20 protein-coding genes and 1 tRNA gene are annotated in these 19693 nt (G+C 67.0%); 4 read left to right on the top strand and 17 right to left on the bottom strand.

Annotated features, from left to right (window positions below):
* Window positions 1–13: 13 nt before the first annotated feature.
* A complete protein-coding gene (locus C2U31_RS16930) occupies window positions 14–859 on the bottom strand; it encodes a hypothetical protein (protein WP_199770836.1) in 846 nt (281 codons plus the stop codon).
* Window positions 860–1015: 156 nt separating this feature from the next.
* Entirely contained in the window at window positions 1016–2134 is a 1119-nt protein-coding gene (locus tag C2U31_RS16925; protein ID WP_103273818.1) for an NAD(P)/FAD-dependent oxidoreductase, read from the bottom strand.
* A 155-nt stretch (window positions 2135–2289) separates the two neighbouring features.
* Here C2U31_RS16925 and C2U31_RS16920 point away from each other — a divergent pair, with 155 nt between their 5' ends.
* Window positions 2290–3561 carry a serine hydrolase gene (locus C2U31_RS16920; RefSeq protein ID WP_158658396.1) on the top strand — a complete coding sequence of 424 codons (1272 nt, stop codon included), beginning with the start codon at window positions 2290–2292 and terminating at the stop codon, window positions 3559–3561.
* 53 nt (window positions 3562–3614) lie between these two features.
* A complete protein-coding gene (locus C2U31_RS16915; protein ID WP_103273816.1) occupies window positions 3615–4286 on the top strand; it encodes an alanyl-tRNA editing protein in 672 nt (223 codons plus the stop codon).
* On the opposite strand, the gene C2U31_RS16910 is transcribed toward C2U31_RS16915, so the two are convergent.
* The 11 genes from C2U31_RS16910 to C2U31_RS16860 all read right to left on the bottom strand — a co-directional run bounded on the left by C2U31_RS16910 (window position 4283) and on the right by C2U31_RS16860 (window position 13774).
* Complete coding sequence (locus C2U31_RS16910; RefSeq protein ID WP_103273815.1) at window positions 4283–5176, bottom strand: hypothetical protein; 894 nt, start codon at window positions 5174–5176, stop codon at window positions 4283–4285. The genes C2U31_RS16915 and C2U31_RS16910 overlap by 4 nt on opposite strands.
* Before the next feature lie 145 nt (window positions 5177–5321).
* A tRNA-Pro gene (locus C2U31_RS16905) sits at window positions 5322–5398 on the bottom strand.
* A 422-nt stretch (window positions 5399–5820) separates the two neighbouring features.
* Window positions 5821–6279 (bottom strand): MerR family transcriptional regulator, encoded by a 459-nt coding sequence (locus tag C2U31_RS16900; protein WP_233772407.1) that lies wholly within the window; start codon window positions 6277–6279, stop codon window positions 5821–5823.
* Window positions 6280–6336: 57 nt separating this feature from the next.
* Entirely contained in the window at window positions 6337–6675 is a 339-nt protein-coding gene (locus C2U31_RS16895) for an integration host factor subunit alpha (RefSeq protein ID WP_103273814.1), read from the bottom strand.
* 2 nt (window positions 6676–6677) lie between these two features.
* A complete protein-coding gene (gene pheT, locus C2U31_RS16890; RefSeq protein ID WP_103273813.1) occupies window positions 6678–9095 on the bottom strand; it encodes a phenylalanine--tRNA ligase subunit beta in 2418 nt (805 codons plus the stop codon).
* 18 nt (window positions 9096–9113) lie between these two features.
* The gene (pheS, locus tag C2U31_RS16885) at window positions 9114–10136 is read right to left on the bottom strand and encodes a phenylalanine--tRNA ligase subunit alpha (protein ID WP_103273812.1); all 1023 of its coding nucleotides are present in this window, start codon (window positions 10134–10136) and stop codon (window positions 9114–9116) included.
* A 76-nt stretch (window positions 10137–10212) separates the two neighbouring features.
* Window positions 10213–10572: a 50S ribosomal protein L20 gene (rplT, locus tag C2U31_RS16880; RefSeq protein WP_006387998.1), complete on the bottom strand. Its 360-nt coding sequence runs from the start codon at window positions 10570–10572 to the stop codon at window positions 10213–10215.
* 17 nt (window positions 10573–10589) lie between these two features.
* On the bottom strand, window positions 10590–10787 hold the full coding sequence (gene rpmI / locus C2U31_RS16875; protein WP_006387997.1) for a 50S ribosomal protein L35: 198 nt from the start codon (window positions 10785–10787) through the stop codon (window positions 10590–10592).
* A 483-nt stretch (window positions 10788–11270) separates the two neighbouring features.
* The gene (locus tag C2U31_RS16870; RefSeq protein WP_103273811.1) at window positions 11271–12809 is read right to left on the bottom strand and encodes a YifB family Mg chelatase-like AAA ATPase; all 1539 of its coding nucleotides are present in this window, start codon (window positions 12807–12809) and stop codon (window positions 11271–11273) included.
* Between the two features lie 112 nt (window positions 12810–12921).
* Window positions 12922–13173, bottom strand: coding sequence for an accessory factor UbiK family protein (locus C2U31_RS16865; protein WP_103273810.1), 252 nt, complete (start codon window positions 13171–13173; stop codon window positions 12922–12924).
* A gap of 202 nt (window positions 13174–13375) precedes the next feature.
* Complete coding sequence (locus C2U31_RS16860; RefSeq protein WP_103273809.1) at window positions 13376–13774, bottom strand: DUF5339 family protein; 399 nt, start codon at window positions 13772–13774, stop codon at window positions 13376–13378.
* Window positions 13775–14375: 601 nt separating this feature from the next.
* Here C2U31_RS16860 and C2U31_RS16855 point away from each other — a divergent pair.
* Entirely contained in the window at window positions 14376–14714 is a 339-nt protein-coding gene (locus tag C2U31_RS16855; RefSeq protein WP_043545226.1) for a P-II family nitrogen regulator, read from the top strand.
* A 33-nt stretch (window positions 14715–14747) separates the two neighbouring features.
* On the top strand, window positions 14748–15986 hold the full coding sequence (gene amt / locus C2U31_RS16850) for an ammonium transporter (RefSeq protein ID WP_103273808.1): 1239 nt from the start codon (window positions 14748–14750) through the stop codon (window positions 15984–15986).
* 124 nt (window positions 15987–16110) lie between these two features.
* Here the strand turns inward: amt and ptsP are convergent, their stop codons facing one another.
* From ptsP to gshB, 4 genes are all read right to left on the bottom strand, one after another.
* On the bottom strand, window positions 16111–17805 hold the full coding sequence (gene ptsP / locus C2U31_RS16845; protein ID WP_103273807.1) for a phosphoenolpyruvate--protein phosphotransferase: 1695 nt from the start codon (window positions 17803–17805) through the stop codon (window positions 16111–16113).
* A gap of 118 nt (window positions 17806–17923) precedes the next feature.
* A complete protein-coding gene (locus tag C2U31_RS16840; RefSeq protein ID WP_103273806.1) occupies window positions 17924–18193 on the bottom strand; it encodes an HPr family phosphocarrier protein in 270 nt (89 codons plus the stop codon).
* A 110-nt stretch (window positions 18194–18303) separates the two neighbouring features.
* Entirely contained in the window at window positions 18304–18705 is a 402-nt protein-coding gene (locus tag C2U31_RS16835; RefSeq protein WP_103273805.1) for a PTS sugar transporter subunit IIA, read from the bottom strand.
* A gap of 18 nt (window positions 18706–18723) precedes the next feature.
* Window positions 18724–19677, bottom strand: a complete 954-nt coding sequence (gene gshB / locus C2U31_RS16830) for a glutathione synthase (protein WP_103273804.1) — start codon at window positions 19675–19677, stop codon at window positions 18724–18726.
* Window positions 19678–19693: the final 16 nt, after the last annotated feature.

The following is a 19693-nucleotide window of genomic DNA, read 5'->3' as shown; positions in this document are numbered from 1 at the left end:
GCCGCCCGACTACCTACTTCGCGACAAAGGCCATGACGCGATCCACGAATGCCGCGTCCAGGCCGGCGAAGCCATGGTGCCCGCTGTAGCGGCAGGGATTCGCCTGATCGTCCACGCCGCCGTTGAGCCACGCGACCTCGACCTTCGAACCGGCCCAGGTATTGAACGGCTCGACCCCGGCCGGGCGCGTCCAGCGGCAATGGTCCTCGCGGTGGTGGATAACCAAGGCCGGCGGCAGCCGCGACGGCGTGCCCAGGATGGCTTGCACGCTGTCGCCCGGCCCGGATTCCTGGCTGAGAAAGCCCGAGGACAGCACCACCTTGTCCGGACGCGCGCCCTTCGCCAATCCCTGCGCCAGCCGCTCCGTGCCCTTGCTGGTGCCGATGACGGTCACGGGCGCTTTCAGCCTGGACATATAGCCGACCGCCGCCGCCAGGTCCGTGCCCAGGTCGACCAGCATCACGTTGTAGCCGCGCGCCGCGAAAGCGTCGCGGTTGCGGATCAGCACGTTGTCCGCGCCATCGGTGAACTGCGCGCCGTCCGTTACGTTCAGGCGCCCGTCGCCGCCCGTCAGCAGCAGGATGCCGCCCTTGGCCTGGTCGGCGCGCATGACGATGTTGCGCACGCCATCTATCGTGACGGTCTCGCCATGCTTGACGACGACGGCCGGCCCGGCGGCCCACGCCGGCGGCGCCACGGCCATCAGCGCGGCCGCGATGGCGGCGCCCGCGCCTTGCAGGATGCGGCGCGGCGCGGCGGGAGCCGCTGACGCCCCGGTCCCGCACGCAAGGCGGCGCACACCCTGCACGGCGTCCGATCCGCGCGCCCGCGCTGCCTTGCCGTTCAATCCTTGAACCATGTTCTTTCCACTTTCACTGTCTGCCTCGTCTGACGCATGCCAGCCATGCGCGCTTGAAAGGCCGGCTGCTTGCTCGACCCTGCGCACATGCTAGCGGGAAAGGCCATGATTCCCTGGAGAAAACGGTGAAGAATGGTGCATTTACTTTGCGGGCCATCAGCGCGGCTCCGCCGCCCGTGGCGGCACGGCAGCAGCGATCCGACGAGGCGCGTCCTCGCGTCTGATGGACTCGACGATGAGCCGCGCATCCTCGCCCGCCCCCATGACCAGCGCCGACGCGCGGTTACGCTGCCACGGACGGCCGACATAGGCAAGGCCGGGCACCGGAGAAACGCCGGCGTCGTGAAGCAAGCGGCCGTCATCGCCCAAGGCGCCGGGGATCTCGATCCAATCGGTCCGATCCCGATAGCCAACCGCCCACACCACCGCCGCCACCTTACGGCGCTCGCCGTCGGCGAACACGGCGGTATCGCCCTCGGCGGCCGTCAGCCTGGGCCGCAACTCGATGCCGCGCCGCGCCAGGCTCGCCAGGCCGCGATCACGATCGGGAAAGGGGTCCCTGCGCCGCAATGCCTTGCCGATGAATGACGCGGACGACGCGCGCATCAGCCCCAGGCTGCGCAGCCACCACCAGATCGATTGGCCCAGCACACGCTCGGGCACCAGCTTGCGCGGCTTGCCCGTGGCCAGCATCACCGGATGCGAGGCCGAGGCCAGCACGGCCAGGTCGCGGCCGCTGGCCCCGTCTCCCACCACCAGTACCGGCCCGTCGGGCAAGGACTCGCCGGCGCCGAAGCTCTCCGGGGTCAACTGCGGAATCTGAGCGCCGAAGCCGCGCGCGATCGCCGGCACCACCGGCGCCTGAAAGCCGCCCGTCGCCACGATGACATGCGTGGCGGCCAGCGTGCCGCCGTCCGACAAGTCGGCCAGGAAGCTCCCCTGCGGCCCGGCGCGCAGGCGCTGGACCGAGGTCGACAGCCGGATGGGCAACGCGAAGCGCCGTGCGTAGGCCTCCAGGTAATCCGCGAACTCATCGCGGCCGGCATAGCCCTGCGCCTTGCCCGCCAGGGCCATGCCGGGCAAGGCGCTGAACGCGCGCGTGGTGAACAGCGACAGCGAGGCGTAGCGTTGCCGCCAGACATCGCCGATCCGGGCGCTGCCCTCGACGATCAGAAAAGGAATATCCTGCCGCTTCAGCCAATAGCCCGCCGCCAATCCGGCCTGCCCACCGCCGATGACCAGAACGAAACGGGAACGTTCCAACACGCTGGACATGCTTGCTCCTTACAGTTGAACTGCCTGGCACGATAGAGGCTGTAGCCGCTTTAAGGTCCATAGGCCCGTCGAGGTCGCGGGCCATGGCGTGCCCGCGGCCCGATCGCGGCTCCCCTGCTCTCGCGCCCCGCGTTTTTCGACATCGATCACCGCCCATGACACTCGCGCTGCACCAGTACCTGCAAGACCTGGCCTCGCACGCCGATCTCCACGGCGTGCTGGGCGTCTACGCCGATGGCGCAGCCGTGGCCGAACAGGCCTGCGGCCATGCGAACCTAGCCAGCGGCCGCAAGAACGCCCCGGACACCCGCTTTCGCATCGGATCCCTGAGCAAGAGCCATACGGCCGCCGCGATCCTGTTGCTCGCGCAACATGGCAAGCTCGATCTGCACGACAGCGCCGCACGGCACCTGCCGGATTGCGGCCTGGATCCGCGCATCACACCTATGCATCTGCTGCGGCACCGCTCGGGCCTGGGCAACCACACCGCCCTGCCCGCCTATTGGCCGGAACTGATGGGGCGGCACATCGCGCCCGAGGATCTGATCAGGCTGATCACCGCCTCGCCCCTGATGGACACGCCAGGACAGGCCTGCCGCTACAGCAACACCGGCTACGCCGTGCTGGCCCGGATCGCGGAACGCGTCGGCGGCGATGCGCTGCACGACCAGCTGCGCACAATGTTCTGGCAAGCGCTGGAACTGCGCGAGACGGGATCGATCGACACCGCGCACAGCATAGGCTGCATGCTGGATCCGGACAGACCGCCCGCGCCGCCCTTGCATCCCAGCGTGGCATTCGGCGCCTACGACCTGGCCGCCAGCGCGCGCGACCTGGCCCGCTGGTGGCTGTCGCTGATCGACGGCAAGGTCCTGGACGCGGCGCATACCGACTTGATGCTGGGCGGCCCGCCCGGCGACTTCGGTTGCGGCTGGTGGCTGGACGAGATCGAGATCGACGGCCGGCGCTGGCGCAGCGTCGCGCACAAGGGCGACGTCAATGGCCATACGTCCATGCTGCTGGGCCTGCCGGAACGCAGGCTGTGCGCCGTCGTGCTGTTCAACACCGCCTCGACGCCGGCCAGCGCGACGGCGCGACGCCTGCTGGGGCTGGCCATGGGCGAGGCCTGGCCTGCCTATCCCGCCGCCCTGACCGAGCACGTCGACGACTGGGCGCAAGGCGCCTATCGCGATGAACAGGGCGCGACCTACGTCGTCGACACCGCGCGCCGGCTCATCGCCGCGACGCGCGACTACGGCGTCCCGTGCCGCTATGCGATCCGCCCCAGCCAGGCCGGCCCGGATGCCCAGGCATGGCGCGCCGATGCCTTCGACGAACGCCACGAGTTCCATCGCGCAGCGGCGACGCTGACCATCACCTCGGCGGACGGAAGCAAGCAGCATTGCAGGAAAGTGCAGACAGCCTGAGCGATGCTCTATAGTCGCTGGATCATCCCAGCCCCTCGCGCGCGGAGCCCCACGTGACAGACAAGGTTTTCTGGCAAGACCCCTACCTGGACCATCTGCGGACCGAGGTGTCCGCCGTCGACGGAGACATCGTCCGCCTGCGCGCGACGATCTTCTACGCCAACGCAGGCGGGCAGGAAAGCGACAGCGGCACGATCGCGGGCATGCCCGTGCTGAAGGCGGAAAAGAACGGCCTGGACATCGCCTACACGCTGCCGCCCGGCCATGGCCTGCACGCCGGCGATGAAGTGGACGTGCGCATCGACTGGGCGCGGCGCTACGGCCTGATGCGTCATCACTTCGCGGCCGAGATGGTGCTGCAACTGATCTATGACTGCGAACCCGGCATCCTCAAGGTCGGCGCGCATATCTCACCGGCGAAGGCACGCATCGACTTCCAGCGCGCGACCAGCATCAGCGAACTGTTTCCAACCATCCAACCGCAAGCCGACGCGCTGATCGCCGCCGACAAGCCCATCGTGACGGCGTTTTCCGACGAGGCGAATCATCGACGGTACTGGGAGGTCGAGGGATTCGCCCGCATGGGCTGTGGCGGCACGCATCCGCGCAGGACCGGGGAGATCGGCGGGATTGCGCTGAAGCGGAAGAATCAGGGGAAAGGGGTGGAGCGGGTGGAGATCGTGTTGCCGGCTACGGACGAAAACAGGCATCCTCCCCGCGGTTAGGTGTGGCAATCGACGACCGTAATTAGCGTGTCGTCCGGCAGCGCCTCCAGTATCTGGGTTGCCCGAGCCCCCCAAGCCTGCCAAATTTGTGCAGCTTCGGACACACCCAGCCGTTCAATCAAGCCTTTGTCCAACCATTCGCCATTCATCACCACGGCATACGGAACCATGGCGAAGGCGCGTTCCTCTTCAATGTATTGATCACGCGGCACGAGGTACTCGTCCACTTGGTCATATGAGGTATACAAGGCCTGCGCAACGGCATGTATGACAGGTTGCGCGCGATAGGCTTCGCGGGCGGCAATGACGTTTCCCCCATGCACGACATCCAGGACATGCTTCCAGGACATCCAACCTTCCCCGCGACTGATGCTGGCAGCCGTGTCCCAGCGCTCCGCGGCCTGCCGCCCCGCCTTGTCGCGCATGGCCTCCATATCGATATCGCCCTTGCGTGCCTGATTCACAGCCGGTTGTTCCTGGCATGAACTGGACAGATTGCCGTCAAGCTCGGCATCCGCTCCTGGTTTGGTTATCAGAAACTCCGACCAGCGTCCACCGATAACCCACCAATCCCACTTATGGTTTGGATTAGTCCGCGTCACAGCCTTGAAGAGTTTTCCGTCCTGCACGACGGCATATCCCCGCATATCTGGAGCCCGCTCACCGACGATTCTGGCGTGAGCTTCATCGGCAAGGATGTGGTCCTTCAAACCATAATCGCTCAACACCCCAGGCAGCCGCTCTCCCGCATCAATCCGAGCCAGTATCTCAGCCGTGATATCGATGCACTGCACATGCTCGTCGTTTGTCCCCGTGCAATCGAAATCGTGATACGGCTGCAACTGGCGCTCGATGTCATCACCGACGACCAGCACCAACAGATGACTCATTGCCCTTCCTTTGCGCAGGCTCGTTCAGGTTTTCAAGGATCTCGTCGCAATGGAAGACTGTCAATCCGGAGTCGCGCTGTCCGCAGCAGGCAGCGGCAATGAAAAAAGCCGTCAGTGAAAAATCACTGACGGCTTTTTGAACTGCTGGTCGGGACGGCGGGATTCGAACTCGCGACCCCTTGCACCCCATGCAAGTGCGCTACCAGGCTGCGCTACGCCCCGAAAGAAAAAGATTATAGCAGAGCAAAAAATTGTTTGCACGCACTCACGCGAAAAATTTTGCAGATGCTCGAAAAAAATTTGGGGCACACGTTGAACATGCTTGCGCGGACCCTGTTGAATGCAAGGGATACCCTCGTGTTTGTCGATGTGCAATCAACAGGCGCACCATCCGCAAGGGAGCGCCAGGTCGCCGCAATCTCCCCAAAGGCCATGCCAATGCCAATGCCGGCGACGTCGCGGATCCAGACACGACAAGGTCAGCCCCCACGGCAACGCAACCGCGACTGTGCGACGCGATTGCACAAGCATGCGATAACGCACGCCGCGCATGGCAGCTCAGGCCACGCTGACTTCAAAAACAAGGGAGACGTATTGCCGGCAAACACCGCGCCGGCACGAGGCCGGCGCGAGCGCAAGCGGAATCAGGCAGCCGGCGCGGACACGCCGGAGGATTGAATGCTGGCGGCGTGTGCATCGCCAGCCTGCGCGCCGGGCTTGATGCCCAACGCTTCGCCCAGCATCGCCGACACATTGCCCAGCTCATTGCGCAGGGCCTGCATCTCGGCGCCGGACAGGCGCACGGCGGCGTCCTGGTCATGCGGCGTGTCGCGCGCGTCGCCGAGGCGATTGCGCGCGCCGCTGATGGTGAAGCCTTGCTCGTACAGCAGCGAACGAATGCGGCGGATCAGCAGCACTTCGTGATGCTGATAGTAGCGGCGGTTGCCACGCCGCTTCACCGGCTTGAGCTGCGTGAATTCCTGTTCCCAGTACCGCAAGACGTGAGGCTTGACGCCGCACAGGTCGCTGACTTCACCGATGGTGAAGTAACGCTTGGCGGGAATGGGCGGTAAGGTGGTAACGGTGGATTCGGGACGTGTCATAAGTGGATTTTATGCCGCGTTGCGTCGAGCGCCGATAACATTTACCGACAAAGCGTATCACTCCACGGCGTCGGGCGCAGCCGGCGTGGCCTGCTCCACGACGCTCTTGAGCTTCTGGCTGGCATGGAAGGTCACCACGCGGCGCGCGGCGATGGGAATGGTCTCGCCCGTCTTGGGATTGCGACCAGGGCGCGGCGGCTTGTCGCGCACCTGGAAGTTGCCGAATCCCGAGAGCTTCACGGAATCGCCGCGCGCGAGCGCGTCGCGGATCTCTTCGAAGAAGGTGTCGACGATGTCCTTGGCCTCGCGCTTGTTCAGGCCGACCCGCTCGAAGAGCAGCTCGGCCAGTTCAGCCTTGGTCAGGGTACGCGGCTCGGCAAGCATAGTGTTCCCCATGTTCAAGCGCGGAGTCGCGCACCGTGTGCGCTGATCAGGGCATCCCTGATGCGCGCCATGCAGTCCGCCACCCGGGCGTCGTCCAGCGTGACCTCAGTGTCCTGTAGCCAGAATCGGAAAGCAAGGCTTTTCTCGGACGCGGGCACGCCATCCTGGGACTTCTCGCGCCACACGTCGAACAGGCGCAGATCGCGCAGCACGGCCAGTTGGGGATCGGTCTTGGCCAGCGCGGTGACGGTGTCCAGCATGGACTGGACCGGCACCTGGGCGTCGACCCACAGGGCCAGGTCGCGCACCACGATGGGCTGGCGCGACTGCTCGCGGACCTGGGGCAGCTCGCCTTCCGACAGCGCGGCCACGTCCAGTTCGAACACCACCGGCGCATGGGCCAGGTCGGCCTGCTGCGCCCAGCGCGGGTGCAGTTCGCCGATCCAGCCGACGACCTTGCCGTCCAGCGAGACGCGGGCGCTGCGGCCGGGATGCAGCGCGGGATGCGCGGCGGCCTCGAAGCGCAGGCGGTCGCCGCGCGCGCCGAACAGCGCCTCGACATCCATCTTCACGTCGTAGAAGTCGACGTGGCGCGCGGGCGCGCCCCACTGCTCTTCCACGGCCGGGCCCCAGGCGGCGCCGGCCAGCATCAGCGGCTGGCGCACGCCAGCGACGGCCAGCGGGCCGTCCTGCGCGGCGGCGTCGCGCGTGAACACGCGACCCAGCTCGAACAGGCGCACGCGGGTCTGCTTGCGATTGGCGTTGTGGACGATGTTGGCCACCAGGCTCGCGATGAGGCTGGAACGCATCACCGACAGATGGCTGGCGATGGGATTGACCAGGCGCACGGGGTCGGTATTGCCGGCGTAGTCGCGTTCCCAGTCGGCTTCGACGAAGCTGTAGTTGACCACTTCCTGGTAGTCCTGCGCGGCGGCCAGGCGGCGCAGGGCGTGGTTGCCACGGCGGACTTCGGGCTGCGAGAACATCTTGGCGCGCGCCATGGGCGGCACGGTGGGAATGTTCTCGAAGCCGTAGATGCGCGCGACTTCCTCGATCAGGTCTTCCTCGATCTCGATGTCGAAGCGGAACGACGGCGGCGTGACCACGAAGTCGTCGCCTTCAATGGTGTATTCCAGGCCCAGGCTGCCGAAGATGCGGCCGACGTCGGCCTGCGTCACCGGCACGCCCAGCACGCGATGGCAGCGCGCCAGGCGCATGCGCACGGGTTCGCGCTTGGGCAGGTTGACGATCTGGTCGTCCAGCGGACCGGCCTGGCCGCCGCAGATGTCGACGATCAGGCGCGTGATGAACTCGATGTGCTCGGGAATCGTGGCGTAGTCCACGCCGCGTTCGCCGCGATGGCTGGCTTCCGAACTGAACTTGTAGCGGCGCGCGCGGCCGGCCAGCGACTGCGGCCACCAGAACGCGGCTTCCAGGTAGATGTTCTGCGTGTCCAGCGTCACGGACGTGGCTTCGCCGCCCATGATGCCGGCCAGGCTTTCGACGGTGTCGCCGGCCACCACCACGCCGACCTTGGAATCCAGCGTGACGGTCTGGCCGTTCAGGAGTTCCAGCGTCTCGCCTTCGCGGGCCCAGCGCACCGACAGGTCTCCCTGGATCTTGTCCAGGTCGAACACGTGCGACGGACGGCCCAGCTCGAGCATGACGTAGTTGGAGATGTCCACCAGCGCCGACAGCGAACGCTGGCCGGCGCGCTCCAGGCGCGTCTTCATCCATTCCGGCGTGGCGGCGCGGGCATTGACGCCGCGGATCACGCGGCCGCCGAAACGGCCGCACAGATCGGGGGCCTCGACCTTGACGGGCAGGCGCTCGTCCAGCGTCACGGGCACGGCCTTGGCGGTGGGCACCGACAGCGGCGCGCCGGTCAGCGCGGCGACTTCACGGGCCACGCCCAGGATCGACAGGCAGTCGGCGCGGTTCGGCGTGAGCTTGAGCGTGAACAGCGTGTCGTCCAGGTCCAGCGCGTCGCGGATCGACAGGCCGGGAGCCAGGTCGCCGGACAGTTCCATCAGGCCGGCGTGATCCTGGGACAGGCCCAGCTCGCGCGCCGAGCACAGCATGCCGGACGATTGCACGCCGCGCATCTTGGCCACGCCGATCTTCATGCCGCCGGGCAGCTCGGCGCCGACGCGGGCCAGCGGCACGGTCAGGCCGGCGGCCGCGTTGGGCGCGCCGCAGACGATCTGCAGCAGCGCGCCGGAGCCGTCGTCCACTTGGCAGACGCGCAGCTTGTCGGCGTCCGGATGCGGCGCGATCTCGACGATGCGCGCCACGACCACGCCGCTGAACGCGGGGGCCGCCGGCACGGCGTCTTCGACTTCCAGGCCGGCCATCGTGAGCCGGTGCGCGAGTTCATCGGTTGCGATCTCGGGATTGACCAGGGAACGCAGCCAGGATTCGGGAAATTGCATGATCAGCCGTCGCTTCGATTATTCGTTGAACTGGCGCAGGAAGCGCAAATCGCCTTCGTAGAACTGGCGCAGGTCGTTGACGCCGTAGCGCAACATGGTCAGGCGCTCGAGCCCGGAACCGAAGGCGAAACCGATGTAGCGCTCGGGATCCAGGCCGAAATTGCGCACCACTTGCGGATGCACCTGGCCGGAACCGGAGATCTCCAGCCAGCGGCCGCGGTTCGGCCCCGACGTGAACATCATGTCGATTTCGGCGGACGGTTCGGTGAAGGGGAAGAACGACGGGCGGAAACGCACGACGAGATCGTCGCTTTCGAAGAAGCAACGCAGGAAATCGGTGTACACGCCTTTCAGGTCGGCGAAGGAGATGTCCTCGGCGATCCAGAGCCCTTCCACCTGGTGGAACATGGGCGAGTGCGTGGCGTCGCTGTCGACGCGATAGGTGCGCCCCGGCGCGATGACCTTGATGGGCGGCTTGTGCATGCGGGCATAGCGCACCTGCATCGGGCTGGTGTGCGTGCGCAGCAGCAGCGGCAGGCCGTCGGCGTCCTGCATGTCGACGTAGAACGTGTCCTGCATGGAACGCGCCGGATGGTCCAGCGGGTTATTCAGGGCGGTGAAGTTGGTCCAGTCGTTCTCGACTTCGGGGCCATCGGCCACGTCGAAGCCGATGGAGCGGAAGATCTCTTCCACGCGCTCCCAGGTCCGGGTCACCGGATGAATGCCGCCCGGCGCGCGGCCACGGCCCGGCAGGGTGACGTCGATGGTTTCAGAAGCCAGACGGGCGTCCAGCTCTGCTTGCACCAGCGCGGCGCGGCCCAGATTCAGGAACTCCTCGACCTTCTTCTTGGCCTGGTTGATCTGCGCGCCCATCTCGCGCTTTTGCTCGGGGTCGAGTTTGCCCAGCCCCTTGAGCAGCACGGTCAGCGCGCCATCCTTGCCCAGGAAGCGGGCCTTTTCGTTTTCGAGCGCGGCGGCGTCCTTGGCCGCGGCGAAACGTTCTTGCGCCTGGGAGACCAGGTCGTCAATCGATTGAGTCATGAATCCAGCCCTCAAAACGCAAACGGGGCCATGACAGCCCCGTTTGCAGCGATGCGCGATGAGTTAAAGCGCGCGATCAGGCAGCCAACGCAGCCTTGGCTTGCTGCACGATGGCGGCAAAGCCGGCCTTGTCGCGCACGGCCAGATCGGCCAGGACCTTGCGGTCGAGCTCGATCGCAGCCTTCTTCAGGCCGGCGATGAACACGCTGTAGCTGACGCCATGCTCACGGACGGCGGCGTTGATACGCGTGATCCAGAGCGCGCGGAACGTGCGCTTCTTGTTGCGGCGGTCGCGGTAGGCGTATTGGCCAGCGCGCATGACCGCTTGCTTGGCGATGCGGAACACATTACCGCGGCGGCCACGGTAACCCTTGGCGGCGGAAATGACTTTCTTGTGACGGGCACGGGCGGTAACGCCGCGTTTGACGCGAGGCATAGTAGATCTCCCTTAGATCAAGCGAAAGGCATCATGGCTTTCACGGAAGCCACGTTGGTTTCATGGACCGCAGCCGAACCGCGCAGCTGGCGCTTGTTCTTGGTGGTCTTCTTGGTCAGGATGTGACGCTTGAACGCCTGACCACGCTTGATGGATCCGCTGCCGCGAACCTGAAAGCGCTTTGCGGCGCTTTTCTTGGTCTTCATCTTGGGCATGTTGATTCCCTAAACTAAACACTGATTGTTGATTTACATGACGCCAGGTGCCTGACGGCGCCGTGAGCCAGATAAGCCAGACCGGCCTGCCCGCGACGGAATCGAATCCGAAGCCAGGCAAATCCGGGCTTGCTGCCCAGGGCGGCGCGACAAGACTTGTCGAACCTGTTGCCACTTCTGTGGTACTGCTCTGGTATCGCCTTCCAGCGATCACTGCTGCCTGCGCGCGGGGCATTAATCCCGGGGCATTAACCCCAGGGCATTAACCCCAAAGCCAGGCCATGCTCGAAAGCATGTTTCGCAGCGCTTTTCCCCCATGCGCGAAGCCCAAAGGCAGCTCGCGCGCACGCCAGATCCGGGAAAGCCTTTGATTATATGGCGATTTCCGGGCTTTTGTCGAATCGGATAAGGGATCACCCTGCAATGGCGAGCCAGATCCGGATGCCATATGTCCCTGGATTTCACCAAACCCTCCCTCTCCTCTCACTCCGCCCGGTACTGCACCGCCTGCGCGACATGCCGGGCGCCCAGCCGTTCCGCGCCCTCCAGGTCGGCGATCGTGCGCGCCACCCGCAGCGTCCGGTGCAGCACGCGGGCCGAGCCGCGCAGGCGGCGCATGGCTTGCCGCAGCAACTCCCGCCCGCTCTCGTCCAGCGCGCAATGACAGTCCAGCTCCGCGCCGGCCAAGGCCGCGTTGGGCTTGTCCTGACGTTCCAATTGCCGCCCACGGCAGGCCAGGACCCGCTCGCGCACCGCCGGCGAGGCCTCCCCCGGCGGCCCGTCCAGGTCTTCCGGGGCCACCGGCGGCAAGCGCAGATGCAGGTCGATGCGGTCCAGCAAGGGGCCGGAGACGCGGCCCGCGTAGCGCGCCACCTGATCGGGCGTGCAGGCGCAGGCCCGCGCCGGATGTCCGCGCCACCCGCAGGGGCAAGGATTCATGGCCGCGACCAGCTGGAAGCGGGCCGGAAACCGCGCCGTGCGCATGGCCCGCGAGATCAGCACCCGGCCGGTTTCCAGCGGCTCGCGCAGCGATTCCAGCGTGCGTCGGTTGAATTCGGGCAGTTCGTCCAGGAACAGCACGCCGTGATGCGCCAGGCTGATCTCTCCGGGCCGGGGATGGGTGCCGCCACCCACCAGCGCCGGTACGGACAGGGAATGATGCGGCGCCCGGAATGGCGGCTGCCCCGCGGGCGCCTGCGCATGACCGGCCAGCGCCGCCACGGCAGCGGCCTCCAGCGCCTGCGTGCGCGACAGCGGCGGCAACAGGCCCGGCAGCCGCTGCGCCAGCATGCTCTTGCCCGCCCCCGGGGGCCCCACCATCAGCAGGCTGTGACCGCCGGCGGCCGCCACCTCCAGCGCGCGCCGCGCCGCCGGCTGGCCGCGCACGTCGGACAGGCAAGGCACGGGCGGCGGCTCAGGCCAGGGCGCCGGCACCGCGTCGGGCAAGGCATGCGCGCCCGTGATGTGCGCCGCTACGTCCGCCAGGCTGCGAGCCGACAACACCCGCAGGCCGGGCACCCAGGCCGCCTGCTCCGCGCTGCCGGCGGGCAGGACGAGCGTCGCGTCGGGCTGATCGCGCGCCACGCCCAGCGCGATCAGCAGCGGCGCCGTGACAGGCGTCAGCGCGCCGGTCAGCGACAGCTCGCCCGCCAGGACCAGGCGCGCCAGTATGGACTCGGACGCCGGCATGGCGGGCGGCTTGCCGCCCGCGTCGCCTGCGGATGGCGGCCCCGGCAACTGCCCCGATGCCAGCAACAGCCCAAGCGCGATCGGCAGGTCGAAGCGGCCCGATTCCTTGGGCAGGTCGGCCGGCGACAGGTTGACGGTGATGCGGCCGGCAGGAAACTCGAAGCCGCTGTTGATGATGGCGGCGCGCACCCGTTCGCGGCTTTCCCGCACGCCAGCATCGGGCAGGCCGACCACATTGAAGCCCGGCAGTCCCGGGCCGAGATGGGTCTCGACCCGCACGACATGGGCATGAGCGCCGCTGAGCGCGCGGCTGGCGAGTACGGCAAGGGACAAGGCGGCCTCCGATCACGGTCAGCGGCAGGCCAGTATGCCCAAATGCCGACGGCCGCCCGAAGGCGGCCGTGCTGGAAATATCCCGCCCTTGCAGGGCGGACCCTGCCTGAACCTACTTGCTCAGAGCCGACAGGCGCTCTTCCAGTTGCTGCACCTGCGCCGCCAACTGGTCGACGCGGGCGCGGGTGCGCGCCAGCAGATCGGCCTGCACGTCGAATTCCTCGCGCGTGACGAGGTCCATCTTGGTGAAGGCCTGGGCCATCATCGCGCGCACGTTCTTCTCGACATCCGCGGCGGGACTGCGTGCGATCAGGTCGGAAATGTTCTTCTGGATGTCTTCCATCCATTGGGTGCGGGAATTCATGGCAGTACTCCTTGTTGTTGCCTGGCTGGCTCCAGTGTAGTGCGTCCGGACGGACTGCGCCCACCGGCGCGGGCATGGCGCAATGGGCCTCGCCGGCCCTGCGCGGATCCGACGCAAAAAAAAGGGCGGACCGCATGCGGTGACCGCCCACAAAGCACAGGAGAAAACCGGGCCGCCTCGCGGCAGCCCCCTACCAACATCGTTACGGGCAGCCCATCTGGGTGGCCGATTGCGCGAACAGGTCGCTGGCCTGCTTGCACTGGGCGGCAAGCTGGGTCTTGTCGGTGACGGCGGCCCACTGCGCCTTGGCGGCTTCCATCTGCTGCTTGAAGCTGGCCACGGCCGGATTGCCATTGCCCAGCTTGTCCATGCAAGCGTTGACCTTGGCGACGTAGGCTTCGCATTCGGCGGGCGTGGCGGCCGACGAGGAAGGCGCCGGCGTCGTGGCGGCCGGCGGCGTGGTGGAAGACGACGATGCGGGAGCCGACGTGGACGGCGCCGCAGGCGTGGCGGCCTTGTCGTCCTTCTTGTCGCAACCCGCCATCAGGACGGCGGCGGCAGCCAGCGCGAGAATGCCCAGGGTCTTGCGTTCGATATTCATGAATTCCTCTTTCTTGCTTGTTTCTTGTAGAGAGGGCCGCCACGCCGGACGCCTTGTGCGGCCCCATTCAAGCCCGTGTCAGGCACAGGCTGGATCCGATTCTTGAGCAGGCGCGTTGCGGCCACAAGCGGCTGCGTGTAAACCCTCGTATCAACGCTTGGCCCCAATTTCCATACATCGGGAATACCTGAAACCCGCCCGGCAAGGGCCCGGCCGGCGCCACGCGCGCGCCTCGCGGCGACGGGCTTTCTGCCCGCCACGCCGCGCCCGGCCTAGCGGCCGCCGTTGCATCAAAGCCCGCCCGCATGCCCACGGCGCGATGAATCGCAACAGTGGCCCGGGCATATCGTCATAACCCGTCAAGGCACCCGCGAAGCTGCAATTGGCAACAACCAGCGCGCCGGAAACACGTTTGGTTTCATCCCTCACCCCGCTCGCCGCCATGCACCACTTCGAGGCTGACAGTCGTGCGTCGACGCACTATATTGGTGCAGCCAGGCACAAGCTGCGCGCCTGCGCGCCCTCTTTCCGGGTATCTCCGGACATGGCATGGAACTTGCTTGATTGACGAGGCCAACGTGCAACCATGAGAGGAAATGCCATGAAACTCATCATCGCCATCATCAAGCCCTTCAAGCTCGACGAGGTGCGTGTGGCTCTGTCCGGAATCGGGGTCCAGGGCCTCACGGTTACCGAAGTCAAAGGTTTCGGCCGCCAGAAGGGCCATACCGAGCTCTACCGCGGCGCTGAATACGCCGTCGACTTCCTGCCCAAACTGCGCGTCGAAGCCGCCGTGCCCGACCACCTGGTCGACCAGGTGATCGAGGCCATCGAAATGGCCGCCCGCACCGGCAAGATCGGCGACGGCAAGATCTTTGCCGCCCCGCTGGAACAAGTGATCCGTATCCGCACAGGCGAAGCGGGCGAAGCCGCGCTGTAAACAACTAAAGCAAGATTCATCGGAGCCTGAAAAATGGATAAAGCAGATATCTCCTGGTTGCTCGTCTCTACCCTGCTTGTATTGATGATGGCAGTGCCCGGCCTGGCGATGTTCTATGGCGGCCTGGTACGCAGCAAGAACGTGCTCTCGGTGCTGCTGCAAGTGCTGTGTACCTTCGTGCTGGGCCTGGTGCTCTGGTTCATCTACGGCTATTCCCTCGCCTTCACCGAAGGCAATGCCTTCTTCGGCGGATTGTCGCGCGCCTTCTTCTCCGGCATGTTCACGCCCGCGGACGGCAAGTACGCCATGTCGAACTCGCTCACCGAGCTGCTGTTCGCCTCGTTCCAGGCCACCTTCGCCGGCATCACCTGCGCGCTGGTTGTGGGCAGCTTCGCCGAACGCGCCCGCTTCTCGGCGGTGCTGGTCTTCACGGTGATCTGGTTCACCTTCGCCTACGTGCCCATCGCCCACATGGTCTGGTTCGCGTCCGAAACCGCGCCCGGCCTGCTCAATGCGCGCGGCGCGCTGGACTTCGCCGGCGGCACGGTGGTGCACATCAACGCCGGCGTGGCCGGCCTGGTCGGCGCCTATGTGATCGGCAAGCGCGTGGGCTACGGCCGCGAAGCCATGCAGCCGCACAACCTGCCCATGACCTTCGTCGGCGCCGCGCTGCTGTGGGTGGGCTGGTTCGGCTTCAACGCCGGCTCGGCCCTGGCCGCCAACGAAAACGCCACGCTGGCCTTCTTCAACACCATGATCGCGACCGCCGGCGCCGTGCTGGCCTGGCTGATCACCGAATGGAGCATCAAGGGCAAGCCGTCCATGCTCGGCGCGGCCTCGGGCGCGGTGGCCGGCCTGGTCGGCATTACCCCGGCCGCCGGCCTGGTGGGTCCTGCAGGCGCGCTGGTCATCGGCGTGATCGCCGGCGTCGTCTGCGTCTGGGGCGTGAATGGCCTGAAGCGCATCCTGCGCGCCGACGACTCGCTGGACGTGTTCGGCGTGCACGGCGTGGGCGGCATCGTCGGCGCGCTGCTGACCGGCGTGTTCAATGCCCAGGCCCTGGGCGGCCCCGGCCTGGCCGAGCCCGGCATGATCGCTCATCAGCTCTGGGTGCAGCTCGAAGGCGTGCTGCTGACCATCGTCTGGTCCGGCGTGGTGGCCCTGATCGCCTACAAGATCGCCAACGCCCTGTGCGGCCTGCGCGTGCCGGAAGACCAGGAGCGCGAAGGGCTGGACGTCACCAGCCACGGCGAATCGGCGTACCACAGCTGATCCGACCCGCCCGGCGAGCGCCGGGCGTAGCGCAGACAAGAAAGCCCGGAACCTTGCGGTTCCGGGCTTTTTCATTGGGAAGGCCCCGCGCCAGGGAGGCGCCGCAGGCGCCTCCGAAACAGGATCAGCCTGGTCCGAGGGCGTCCAGGTCCACCGGCAAGGCGCGGTTCAACGCGCTGGCCACCTTGATCCGCAAGGCATTGGAATGGGCGCGGCGCACTTCGCGCTTGACGTCCAGCAACTGCTGCGGATGCATGGAGAACTCGGTCAGGCCCAGGCCCAGCAGCAGCCGGGTCATGCGCGAATCGCCCGCCATCTCGCCGCAGACCGCCACCGGCTTGCCGGCGCGCTCGCCGGCGTTGATGGTGTTCGCGACCAGGCGCAGCACCGCCGGATGCAGCGGGTCGTACAGGGACGCCACGTCGTGGTCGCCGCGGTCGATCGCCAGCGTGTACTGGATCAGGTCGTTGGTGCCGATGGAAAGAAAATCCAGCGCCTGGGCAAAAGGCTCGATGGCGATGGCGATGGCCGGCACCTCGACCATGGCGCCCACTTCCATATGGGCCGCATAGGCCTGGCCGCGCGCGTCGAGTTCGCGCCGCGCGGCCTCGATGGCGGCCTTGGTGGCGACCACTTCGTGCATATGGGCGATCATCGGGATCAGCAGCCGCACCGGCCCGTGGGCCGAGGCGCGCAGGATGGCGCGCAATTGCGTGGCGAACATCTCGGGGCGCGCCAGGCAGTAGCGGATGGCGCGCTGGCCCAGCGCGGGGTTGGTGGCCACGGTGGCCTCGCCGTCCAGCGTCTTGTCCGCGCCGATATCCAGCGTGCGGATGGTGACGGGACGGCCCGCCATCACCTTCACCACCGAGGCATAGGCTTCGTACTGCTCTTCCTCGCCCGGCAGGTCCGCGCGGCCCATGAACAGGAACTCGCTGCGGAACAGGCCGATGCCGTGCGCGCCGGACGCCAGCGCCAGCGCGGCCTCCTCGGGCAGTTCGATATTGGCGTGCAGCACCACGTCGATGCCGTCCAGCGTGACCGAGGGCACGTCGCGCAGCAGGCTAAGCTCGGCGCGCTCGTCGGCATAGGCGGACTGGCGGCGGCGGTATTCCTGCAGGATGCGCGGCGAGGGATTCACCACCACGGCGCCCGACGCGCCGTCGATGATCAGCGTGTCGCCATCGCGCACCAGCTCGCGCACATTGCCCAGGGCCACCACCGCCGGCACGCCCATGCTGCGGGCCACGATGGCGGTATGGGACGTGGGGCCGCCCAGGTCGGTGACGAAGGCGGCGAAGCGGCCGCCACGCAGGCGCAGCATGTCGGCGGGAGAAATATCGTGCGCCACGACGATCAGGGCTTCGTCGCCGTCCACATGGCCCATGTCCGGCAGCATGGCGGACGTGCCGGCCAGCACATGCAGCACGCGCTCGATGACCTGGCGCACGTCGGCGCCGCGCTCGCGCAGGTACTCGTCCTCCATGGCGTCGAACTGCTGGCCCAGGATCTGGCCCTGCGTGGTCAGCGCCCATTCGGCGTTGTAGTGCCGCTCGGCGATCAGCGCCAGCGTCTGCTCGGCCAGCAGCGGGTCGCCCAGCAGCAGGCTGTGAACGTTGAGCATGGCGCCCAGCTCGCGCGGGGCGTCGGCCGGCAGGGTGTCGGCCAGCAGCAACAGTTCCTGCTGCGCGTCGGCCAGCGCCTGGGTCAGGCGGCTGCTTTCGGCGGCGATATCTTCCGGCGCGATGCGGTAATGCGCCACTTCCAGCGCCGCGGCGCCCATGACCACGGCGCGCCCGATGGCGTAACCGCGAGCCACGCCCTTGCCGTACAGACAGACGACGGGGCTGGCAGCGCCAGCCCCGGACGGGACGTCCCCCTGGGACGTGACGGACCCGGCCCGGGCAGCACCCGAGCCGGCCGGTTCAGGGGACGTTCTATTCCTGCTCACCGAATTTGCTGTCAAACAGGGTTTCGATTTCAGCAAGCGCCAGCTCGGCGTCGGCGCCGGAGGCTTCCAGACGGACCGTCACGCCCAGACCGGCGGCCAGCATCATGACGCCCATGATGCTCTTGGCATTGACGCGCTGCGCGCCGCGCGAAATAAAGATCTCGCTGGAGAACCTGCTGGCCAGCTGCGTCAGTTTGGCGGCCGCCCGGGCATGCAGGCCCAGCTTGTTGCTGATGACGATATCGGTATTGGGCATAGGGATCTTGGTGTCTGCGGCTGTCCGGTATCAGTGTCGGTCGCGGCGGGATGGCCCGCCGCGCGCCGGCTGAAATATTACGCCCGAATGATAGGGCATATTCTTAGCCGTCAGTCTACACGCAAGACGCCCTGCACTCCCCCCGCCAGCGCTTTTTCGCGCGTCTCGGCCAGCGGCAGATTGCGATAGGTCAGCGCCAGCAGCAGCATCGGCGTGTTCAGGCCGGCCAGCACGCAGCACTGGATGCCCTGGGCCTGGGCATCGGCCACCGCGCGCTTGGCGATGTTGGCCGGGGTGGCGCCGATCAGGTCGGTCAACACCAGCACGCCGCCGCCCAACTCCTGGTCCAGGATGTCCTTGAGCACGGCCGGCGCCAGGTCATCAGGCAGGTCTTCCGGCTGGATGTCGTGGATGGCCAACATGCCGTCCAGGTTGCCCATCACGTGGCTGGCGCAATCCCGCATCGCGGCGCCGAGCGGCGCGTGGACAACGATAACAATACCCGTGGTCATGGCAGCAATCCCGCGGCCTCAGGCCGCTGCTTTCTCGAGCGCCTGCGCGAACATGCCGGCGACGTCGAAGCCGGTCTGTTCGGCGATCTCCACGAAACAGGTGGGGCTGGTGACATTGACCTCGGTGACGTAGTCGCCGATGACGTCCAGGCCGACCAGCAGCAGGCCGCGGGCGGCCAGCTTGGGCGCCACCGCCTCGGCGATCTCGCGGTCGCGCGGCGACAGCGGCTGGGCCACGCCACGTCCGCCGGCCGCCAGGTTGCCGCGCGTTTCGCCGGCCAGCGGGATGCGGGCCAGGCAGTACGGCACGGGCTCGCCGCCGATCAGCAGGATGCGCTTGTCGCCCTTGACGATCTCGGGGATGTAGCGCTGCGCCATGATGGTGCGCGCGCCGTTGTCGGTCAGCGTTTCCAGGATGGCGTTGAGGTTGGGATCCTTGGGCTGCAGCCGGAACACGCCGGTGCCACCCATGCCGTCCAGCGGCTTGACGATCACGTCCTGGTGCTTGTCGTGGAAGGCTTTCAGACGGGCCATGTTGCGGGTCACCAGCGTGGGCGCGGTGAACTCGCTGATTTCGGTGATGGCCAGCTTTTCCGGGTGGTTGCGGATGGCCGCGCCGGTGTTGAAGACCTTGGCGCCCTGCTGCTGGGCGTATTCCAGCAGATGGGTGGAATACACGTATTCCATGTCGAAGGGCGGATCCTTGCGCATGACGACCGCGCCCAGATCGGCCAGGCGCACATCCCGGGCCTCGGCTTCGCGCCACCAGTCATGGCCGTGCAGGTCCGCCCCGTCGACCAGCTCGATGGGCGTGGCCACGGCGCGGACGGCGCCTTCCTCGATATACAGGTCGCCCTGCATGGCCACGCTGAGCGTATGCCCGCGCGCGACCAGCGCGCGCATCATGGCGACCGAACTGTCCTTGTACGCCTTCAAGAGCGGCAAGGGATCCAAAACGAACAAAACGTGCATCGCGACACCCTGAACG

Source organism: Achromobacter sp. AONIH1 (genome assembly GCF_002902905.1).
In the GTDB taxonomy this organism is placed as follows: domain Bacteria; phylum Pseudomonadota; class Gammaproteobacteria; order Burkholderiales; family Burkholderiaceae_B; genus Achromobacter.
This window is presented reverse-complemented; position numbering and strand designations above follow the sequence as displayed.

What these genes read in the sequence shown, in the direction of transcription:
- C2U31_RS16920 (WP_158658396.1), top strand. Translation starts at nt 2,290, where the DNA reads ATGACACTCGCGCTGCACCAGTACCTGCAAGACCTGGCCTCGCACGCC.
- rpmI (WP_006387997.1), bottom strand. Translation starts at nt 10,787, where the DNA reads ATGCCCAAGATGAAGACCAAGAAAAGCGCCGCAAAGCGCTTTCAGGTT.
- C2U31_RS16865 (WP_103273810.1), bottom strand. Translation starts at nt 13,173, where the DNA reads ATGAATTCCCGCACCCAATGGATGGAAGACATCCAGAAGAACATTTCC.
- C2U31_RS16900 (WP_233772407.1), bottom strand. Translation starts at nt 6,279, where the DNA reads ATGACACGTCCCGAATCCACCGTTACCACCTTACCGCCCATTCCCGCC.
- amt (WP_103273808.1), top strand. Translation starts at nt 14,748, where the DNA reads ATGGATAAAGCAGATATCTCCTGGTTGCTCGTCTCTACCCTGCTTGTA.
- pheS (WP_103273812.1), bottom strand. Translation starts at nt 10,136, where the DNA reads ATGACTCAATCGATTGACGACCTGGTCTCCCAGGCGCAAGAACGTTTC.
- pheT (WP_103273813.1), bottom strand. Translation starts at nt 9,095, where the DNA reads ATGCAATTTCCCGAATCCTGGCTGCGTTCCCTGGTCAATCCCGAGATC.
- gshB (WP_103273804.1), bottom strand. Translation starts at nt 19,677, where the DNA reads ATGCACGTTTTGTTCGTTTTGGATCCCTTGCCGCTCTTGAAGGCGTAC.
- C2U31_RS16910 (WP_103273815.1), bottom strand. Translation starts at nt 5,176, where the DNA reads ATGAGTCATCTGTTGGTGCTGGTCGTCGGTGATGACATCGAGCGCCAG.
- C2U31_RS16835 (WP_103273805.1), bottom strand. Translation starts at nt 18,705, where the DNA reads ATGACCACGGGTATTGTTATCGTTGTCCACGCGCCGCTCGGCGCCGCG.
- C2U31_RS16860 (WP_103273809.1), bottom strand. Translation starts at nt 13,774, where the DNA reads ATGAATATCGAACGCAAGACCCTGGGCATTCTCGCGCTGGCTGCCGCC.
- rplT (WP_006387998.1), bottom strand. Translation starts at nt 10,572, where the DNA reads ATGCCTCGCGTCAAACGCGGCGTTACCGCCCGTGCCCGTCACAAGAAA.
- C2U31_RS16840 (WP_103273806.1), bottom strand. Translation starts at nt 18,193, where the DNA reads ATGCCCAATACCGATATCGTCATCAGCAACAAGCTGGGCCTGCATGCC.
- C2U31_RS16855 (WP_043545226.1), top strand. Translation starts at nt 14,376, where the DNA reads ATGAAACTCATCATCGCCATCATCAAGCCCTTCAAGCTCGACGAGGTG.
- C2U31_RS16930 (WP_199770836.1), bottom strand. Translation starts at nt 859, where the DNA reads ATGGTTCAAGGATTGAACGGCAAGGCAGCGCGGGCGCGCGGATCGGAC.
- C2U31_RS16895 (WP_103273814.1), bottom strand. Translation starts at nt 6,675, where the DNA reads ATGGGGAACACTATGCTTGCCGAGCCGCGTACCCTGACCAAGGCTGAA.
- C2U31_RS16925 (WP_103273818.1), bottom strand. Translation starts at nt 2,134, where the DNA reads ATGTCCAGCGTGTTGGAACGTTCCCGTTTCGTTCTGGTCATCGGCGGT.